The organism is Streptomyces sp. NRRL S-495 (genome assembly GCF_000966955.1).
GTDB classification, from domain to species: Bacteria; Actinomycetota; Actinomycetes; order Streptomycetales; family Streptomycetaceae; genus Kitasatospora; species Kitasatospora purpeofusca.
Window position 1 is genome coordinate 1 of record NZ_JZWY01000632.1, and the last position, 7,653, is coordinate 7,653.

The following is a 7,653-nucleotide window of genomic DNA, read 5'->3' on the forward strand; positions in this document are numbered from 1 at the left end:
GACGGCGGGAGCCGGAGCGGGAGCCGGAACCGGAGCCGGAGCAGAAAGAAGAACCGCCGGAGCACTCCTGAGGACCTCAGCCGAGCGGGAAGACCTCGAACGGGACGGCGAAGCGGGTGCCGAGCCGGGTGCCCGCCTCGCGGCCGAAGCCCTCCAGGAAGCCGCGCGCGTCCGCCATCGCGCCGCCGAGGCCGGCCAGGTACGCCTTGTGCTCCTCCAGCGAGGCCACGCCCCGGTCGAAGTGCTCGGTGATGTCGACCGCGTGCCCGGACTCCGGCGAACCGGAGACCCAGATCGCCCGCACGCCGTTCCATGGCTCGTGGCCCTCAGCGGTCAGCTCGCGGAAGACCCAGCGGTTGCCCGCGTCCCGCACCCCGTCGAGGAGGGCCCGGCCGACCGCGATGTGGTCGGCCTGGTTGAGGTACCGCCCGCCCCAGGTGTCGTGGAAGTTGATGGTGATGACGATGTCCGGGCGGTGGCGGCGGACGGCGCGCGCGATGTCCCGGCGCAGCGGCAGGCCGTTCTCGACGGTGCCGTCCGGGTGACCGAGGAACTCGACGGTGTCGACGCCGACCACGGCGGCGGAGGCGATCTGCTCGGCCTCGCGCAGCGGGCCGCACAGCTCCGGGTCCATGCTGTCGATCCCGGCCTCGCCACTGGTGGCCATCACATAGACGACCTTCTTACCCTGGTCCGTCCAGCGGGCGACGGCGGCGGCCCCGCCGTACTCCATGTCGTCGGGGTGGGCGACGACCACGAGGGCGCTCTGCCAGTCCTCGTCGACGTGCTCGAACGGCTTCGGCTGCGGCTCGGTCATGGTGCTGCCTCTCCCTGGAACCGGTGCGCGAGGGTGGAACGCACCGTGCGGTCTTACGGTCGTTCAGTCCTACGGTCCTACCGGACGCGACTCTAGAAGATCATCGGGCCGTCCGGGATGCGATTCGGGATAACGGGAAACTTGCAGAGGTTTCTCTGCAGACACCTCTATGCAGAGGATCCTCTGCAATCTAGGCTGCGGGTATGACCACCGAGCACCCCGATCCCCCCGGACCGCCGCAGCGCCGCCTCGACGCCCGCAGCCTGCGCGGGCTCGCGCACCCGCTGCGGATGCAGATCTTCGAGCTCCTCAACCTCGACGGGCCCGCGACCGCAACCCGGCTCGCCGAGCGGCTCGGCGAGAACACCGGCACCGTCAGCTGGCACCTGCGCCACCTCGCGGAGCACGGGTTCATCGAGGAGGAGACCGGGCGCGGCACCAAGCGGGAGCGCTGGTGGCGGCGGGTGGAGGTGTCCAACCGGCTCGACACCGCCGACTTCCGCGACGACCCGGACACCCGCGGCGCCGTCTCGCTCTATCTGAACCAGCTGGTCCAGCAGTACTTCAACCGGGTCAACGACTACATCACCGAGGACTGGCCGGACGAGTGGCGCAATGTCGGCACCATCTCGGACTGGCGCCGACTGCGGCTGAACCCGGCCCAGCTCCAGGCGCTCAACGACGAGATCTTCGCCGTCGTCGAACGCCACACCCCGGCCCCGGACGCCGCGCCGGACCCGGCGGCGCTGCCGATCGTCGTCCAGCTCCAGTCCTTCCCGCGGCGCTCCCGCACCGACGAGGCCCGGAGCGCCGAGTGACGCACGACGACCCCCGCCGCAGCCTGCTCCGCCGCCACCGGGACTTCCGGCTGCTCTGGTGCGGCGAGACCGCCGGCAAGTTCGGCGCCTCCGTGACCGGCGTCGCGATGCCGCTCATCGCCGTCTCCGAGCTGCACGCCTCCACCTTCCAGATCGGCCTGCTCAGCGCCGCCTCCTGGGCGCCCTGGCTGGTCATGGGCCTGCCGGCCGGCGTCTGGGTGGACCGCTTACCCCGCCGGACCGTGATGCTGGCGGCCGCCGCCGTCTCGCTCGTCCTGTTCACCGCCGTCCCCGCCGCCGCCTGGGCCGGGTGGCTGAGCACCGGCCTGCTGCTGGCGGTCGCCCTGCTCACCGGCACCGCGGCCGTGTTCTTCCAGACCGCCTACACCGCCTACCTGCCCGACCTGCTCTCCCCCGCCGACCAGCCCGAGGGCAACGCCAAACTGCACGGCAGCGCCTCCGCCGCCCAGATCGTCGGCCTCGGCTCCGGCGGCCTGCTCGCCCAGCTCGCCGGCGCCGCCAACGGCATGCTCGCCAACGCCGCGACCTTCCTGGTCTCGCTGCTCTGCCTGGGCCGGATCCGGCACCGCGAAACCCCGGCCGCCAGCAACGGGCGCGGCACGCACCACGACGGGCGCGGCGCGAACCGCAACGGGCGCGGTGCCGACCGGGCGCTGCGGCGCGAGATCGGCGAGGGCCTGCGGCTGGTCGCCGGGGACCGCTGGCTGCGCGCCCTCACCCTCTACGGCGCCACCTGCAACCTGGCGCTGATGGGGTACCAGTCGATCCTGGTCGCCTTCCTGGTCCGCGAGGTCGGACTCGCCTCCGGCACCGTCGGCGGGCTGGTCGCGGCGGCCGGCAGCGGTGGCGTCCTCGGCGCGTTCGCCGCCCGCCGGGTCGCCGCCCGGGTCGGCACGGCGCGCGCGATGATCCTGTTCGAGCTGGGCCTGCCCGCGCTCGCCCTGCTGATCCCGCTCACCGGGACCGGCGCGGGCGTGCTCTGCTACGCCGTCGGCGGGTTCGGGGTCTCGGCCGGGGTGGTGGCCGGGAACGTCATCAAGTCCGGCTTCCAGCAGCACTACTGCCCGCCCGAGCTGCTCGGCCGGATCACCGCGAGTGCCGCCGTCCTCAACTACGGCACCATCCCGGTGGGCGCCCTGCTCGCCGGTGTCCTCGGCACCGCGGTGGGCCTGCGCCCGGCGATGTGGATCACCACGGCCGGGGTGCCGCTGGCGGCGCTGGTCCTCCTGCTCTCCCCCGTCGGCCGGGTCCGCGACCTCCCCACCACCCGCCGCCCGGCCGACCCGGCACCCGCGCCCGGCACCGCCGCCGCCACCGCCACCGCCACCGCCTGACCGACCCTCACCTGCGCGGTCACCTGCACAGTCACCTGCGTGGGGGCCCGCCCGGCCCGTGCGCGCCGCGCCCGGGGCCGTACCGGCGGGCGCCGTAGGTTGGGCCCATGGCACAGCACCCGCACGGCGTCCGGCTCTCGCCGCCGACCTGGCTGACGGCCGGGCTGCGGCCCCAACCCGCGCCGGTGCCCTGGGCGGCGGTGGCCCGCGCCTCGGTCGCGCTCTCCGCGCCGCTGGCCGTCGGCCTCGCCGCCGGTCGGCCCGCGTACGGCGCGCTGGTCTCGATGGGCGCCCTGTCCGGCGTGATCGGCGACACCGCCGACGCGTACCGGATGCGGTTCTTCAACATCGCCGTCCCCCAGCTCTTCGGCGCCGTCGGCGTCACCCTCGGCACCCTGGTGTACGGCCGCGACTGGACCGCCGTCGCCGTCCTCACCCTGGTGGCGCTGGTCTCCGGGATGATCTCCTCGATCGGCTCGGTCGCCTCCGTCTCCGGACTCCTGCTCCTCCTCAACGCCGTCGTCGGCGCCGGGCTGCCGATGCCCCGCCCCTGGTGGACGCTCACCGCCGGCGGGGCGGTGGTGCTGCTGCTCACCCTGTTCGGCTGGCCGCTGCGCGGCGGGGTCCCCGAACGGGCGGCGGTCGCCGACTCCTACCGCTCGGTCGCCGCGTTCGTCCGGGCCGCCGGCACCCCCGAGCACGACGAACGGCGACAGGCCGTCACCCAGTCGCTCAACGCCTCGTACGACCTGCTGCTCGCCCACCGCACCCGCCGGCACGGCCGTTCCCCCGGGCTGACCCGGCTGATCGCCCGGCTCAACGCGCTGATCCCGATCGTCGAGGCGGCCTCCGCCGCCAAACTGCGCCCGGCCCGGCTCGGCCCGCTGCCGGAGGCCTGGCCGGCGGCCGTCCTGGCGCTCGCCGACAGCATCGGGAACGGCCCCCGGACCGGCACCGCCGTCCCGCTCGAACTGCCCGAGCCGACCGGCCCCTCGGAACGCGCCCTGGACCGGGCGCTGCGCTACGCGGCCGCCGTCGGCGCCGAGCCCGACCACGCGCACGCCGCCGACCCCGACCGGCTCGGCCGCCCCGCCGCTCCCTGGGTGCGGACCCGGCGCGCGGCCCGGGCGGCGCTGCTCTCCGGCGCGTCCTGGCGCTACGGCCTGCGGCTCGCGCTGTGCATCGGCCTGGCGCAGGTGGTGGTGTCGGTGCTGCCGGTGCCCCGCTCCTACTGGGTCGCGCTGACCGTCACCTTCGTCCTCAAACCGGACTTCGGCTCGGTGTTCTCACGGGCCGTGCTGCGCGCCCTCGGCACCGCCGGCGGGCTGCTGCTCGCCGTGCCGGTGCTCGCCGAGGTGCCGCGCGGCTGGTGGGACGTGCCGACCGTCGCGGCGCTGGCCGCGCTGATCCCGGCCTTCTCCGCCAAGGGGTACGCGTTCCAGACGGCGGCCATCACCCCGGTCATCCTGCTGCTGTCCGACCTGCTCAACCACCAGGGGTTCGGGCTCGTCCTGCCCCGGCTCTACGATTCGCTGATCGGCTGCGGGATCGCCCTGGTCGCCGGGTACCTGTGCTGGCCGGAGTCCTGGCACACCCGGATCGGCGACCGGCTGGCCGACACCGTGGCGGACGCCTCCGCGTACGTGGCGCTGGCCTTCGCCGGCGCCCCCGGCCAGGACCGGCCGGCCCGGCCCGTCCGGCGCCGGCGCCTCTACCGGGACCTCTCGGCCGTCCGCTCCGAATTCCAGCGCGCGCTCACCGAACCGCCGCCGACCGGGCCCCGGGCGGCGGCGTGGTGGCCGCTGGTGATCGCGGTGGAACGGGTGGTGGAGGCCACCACCGCCACCCGGGTCCGGGTCGAGCACGGGGAGCCGGCGCCGCCGCCGGGCGAGGTCGCCGCCATCGCGGCGGACCTGGCCGCGCTGGCCGGGGCGCTGCGCAGCGGCACACCGCTGCCGGGGCCGGGGCCGGACGGGGACGCGGCCACCACGGCGACCGGGGTTACCGGGGCGACCGGCCCCGATGTGCTCGGCCCGCTGCGCAGCGAGGTCCGGGCCGCCTGTGCCATCGCCTCCCCGGTCCTCGGCTGAACGACCGCCTCCGCCCGCGGTCCTGACCCCGCCCTCAGTCCTGTATCCGCCGCCAGGGCCGGTCCGCCTCCAGGGCGAACGCCAGCTCCAGCAACACCCGCTCCTCCCCGTGGGCCGCCGACAGGTGGACGCCGACCGGCAGGCCGTCGGCGCTCGCACCGGTCGGCAGCGCGATCGCCGGGCCGCCGGTGACGTTGTTGACCGGTGTGATCGCCACGTACCGGGTGAGCCGGTCGATCAGCTCGTCGAAGGCGACGTTCGGGCTCAGGTACCCGATCGGCGGCGTGACGTGCGCCAGCACCGGCGAGAGGACCGCATCGTGGGTCCGGAACATCCCCGCGTACGTCTCCTCGGCGCGCCGCAGCCGCCGGACCACGCCCGGTACGCTCCGGAACTCCCGGTGGAAGAGCCGCCGCAGCCCGGTGGTCAGCCCGTCGAGCCGGCTCGCCCGGAAGCCGGGGTCGACGGTGAGTCGGCCCGTGGTGGCGATCAGGAAGGCGATGTAGCCCCAGTAGAGGACGAAGTCGCGGGAGAACTCCTCGCCGAACGGCATCACGGCCGGGGTCACCTCGTGCCCCAGCGCCTCCAGCCGGGCCGCCGTCGCCTCGACCGCCGCCCGGGTCGCCGCGTCGCTGGGCGCGACCGGCGAGTCCACCACCAGCCCGATCCGCAGCCGGCGCGTGCCCGGGCCCTCGACCAGGCCGAGCGGGGGCAGCGCGGGGTTGCGGTAGTGGCGTTCGGCGGCGGCGAAGAACGCGGCGGTGTCGCGGACGGAGCGGGTCAGCACACCGTCCGTCACCAGGTCCACCGGCAGCCGGCGGCCCTGGGCGTTGGGCACCACCCGGCCCCGGGTGGGCTTGAGTCCGACCAGCCCGCAGCAGGCGGCCGGGATCCGGATCGAGCCGCCGCCGTCGTTGGCGTGCGCGATCGGGACGACGCCCGAGGCGACCAGGGCGGCCGCGCCGCCCGAGGAGGCGCCCGGGGAGTGCGAGGTCCGCCAGGGGTTGCGGACGGGGCGGGCGGCGGCGAACTCGGTGGAGGCGTTGAGCCCGAACTCCGGCAGCCGGGTCTTGCCGAGCACGCCCAGGCCGGTGCCGAGGAACTGCTCGGCGAAGCCCGCGCTGCGGCGGGCGGGCCTGGCCCGGTAGGCCGAACTGCCCTGGCCGGTCGGCATCCCGCGCAGGTCGGTGTTGTCCTTCAGATAGCTGGGCACGCCGTACAGCGGGGCGTCCGCGGCGCTGCCGTCCGCCCCGGGCGACCGCCCGTACGCGGCGAAGGCGACCGGGGCGAGCGCGGCGTCGACCCGTTCGGCCCGGGCCGCCGCGGCCGCCGCCAGCTCGGCGGGGCCGACCTCACCGGCCCGCACCAGGGCGGCCAGCGCCACCGCGTCGTGCTCCCCCAGCGCGTCGTCCGCGTACGCGTGCACCCGCTCGTCGGCCATCCGGACTCCCTATCCCTGCCAGTCGGTGGCGGCGCCCCGCGGATACGTACCTACCCGTCGGTAATGCCGCGCGAGCTGAGCAGTCTAGGGCCGGAGCGACACGTGGAGAACCCCGTGTTCCGGACGCGGAAGGACCGCCCGGGCGTGGTGCCCGGGCGGTCCTCCGTCCTGAGGAGCGCTACCGCGTCAGGTGCAGTGGATCTTCCCGCAGTTCGGCGTCGAGATCCGGTGCTGCGTCCCCACCCCCCACTCCCGGCGCGGGATCAGGTAGGCGATCGCGATCACCGCGTCCAGGAAGCTGCCGCCGAGGCCCGGGCCGGGGCGGCCGGCCTGCGCGCGTGCCCGCTGGAACTCGTTGTCGTCGACCCACCAGATCGTCAGCGTGCCGCTCCGGTTGACCTCCATCCAGGCCGAGTCGTGGCCGCCCGTTCCGCTGGCCCAGCAGACCCTGGAGCCCTCGCCGTAGACCACGAAGTTGCCGTCCATCTGCATGGACGCCCAGCGGCCGCACCCGGTGCTGTTCGGAGCCGTCCAGCTGACGACCGTGTTCCACCGGCTGGTGATGTCGCTGAACCAGGAGTAGACGAGTTCCAGCGTGCCGTCGTCCCGCATCCGGAACGTGGTCGACTGCTCGCTGTCGGAGTCGCTGATCTCGGTGTTGCGGCACAGGTTCCAGCCCTTCCAGATCCAGCCGCCCCGGTGTTCGGCGTCCGGCGTCTGGTACTCGCAGCCGTCACCACTGGGCCGGATACGATCGCCGCCGGAGCCACCGGAGTTGCCCCCGCCGCCACCGCCGCCGGACCCGCCGCCGGTGTTACCACCACCGCCGGTGTTCCCACCGCCACCGGTGTTGCCTCCGCCGCCACCGCCACCGCCGCCGGTGTTACCACCACCGCCGGAACCGGCGCCCGGGGTCGGACCGGCCTGGACGTTGTCCAGCCGCCAGCGCTGCTTGTCCGAGCCGTCGCAGCGCCAGACGCCCAGCTGCTCACCGGCGTTGTTCGCGGTCAGGCAGCCGCCGTCGGCAGCGCTCACGAGCCAGTACCAGCCGTTCCCGGCATCGCGGAACGACCACCGCTGGTTGGCGTTGCCCGACTGGTTCTGGATCAGGTGGGTCCGGTGCGCACTCGGG

Annotated in this window: 6 protein-coding genes; 3 read left to right on the top strand and 3 right to left on the bottom strand. The window is 75.0% G+C overall.

From position 1 onward, the window contains the following. Positions 1 to 76: 76 nt before the first annotated feature. Positions 77 to 817, bottom strand: a complete 741-nt coding sequence (locus tag VR45_RS29305; protein WP_045942881.1) for a PIG-L deacetylase family protein — start codon at positions 815 to 817, stop codon at positions 77 to 79. 203 nt (positions 818 to 1,020) lie between these two features. Between VR45_RS29305 and VR45_RS29310 the strand changes: the two genes are divergently transcribed. The 3 genes from VR45_RS29310 to VR45_RS29320 all read left to right on the top strand — a co-directional run bounded on the left by VR45_RS29310 (position 1,021) and on the right by VR45_RS29320 (position 5,080). Then, complete coding sequence (locus tag VR45_RS29310) at positions 1,021 to 1,635, top strand: helix-turn-helix domain-containing protein (RefSeq protein WP_045942882.1); 615 nt, start codon at positions 1,021 to 1,023, stop codon at positions 1,633 to 1,635. Continuing rightward, positions 1,632 to 2,990, top strand: a complete 1,359-nt coding sequence (locus VR45_RS29315) for an MFS transporter (RefSeq protein ID WP_045942883.1) — start codon at positions 1,632 to 1,634, stop codon at positions 2,988 to 2,990. The genes VR45_RS29310 and VR45_RS29315 overlap by 4 nt, the downstream gene beginning before the upstream one ends. 107 nt (positions 2,991 to 3,097) lie before the next feature. Beyond that, positions 3,098 to 5,080, top strand: coding sequence for an FUSC family protein (locus VR45_RS29320; RefSeq protein ID WP_045942884.1), 1,983 nt, complete (start codon positions 3,098 to 3,100; stop codon positions 5,078 to 5,080). Positions 5,081 to 5,114: 34 nt separating this feature from the next. Here VR45_RS29320 and VR45_RS29325 read toward each other — a convergent pair whose 3' ends face one another. After that, positions 5,115 to 6,521, bottom strand: coding sequence for an amidase (locus tag VR45_RS29325; protein WP_045942885.1), 1,407 nt, complete (start codon positions 6,519 to 6,521; stop codon positions 5,115 to 5,117). A gap of 186 nt (positions 6,522 to 6,707) precedes the next feature. Continuing rightward, a partial coding sequence (locus tag VR45_RS42795) for an RICIN domain-containing protein (RefSeq protein ID WP_199926022.1) occupies positions 6,708 to 7,653 on the bottom strand: 946 nt, incomplete at its 5' end.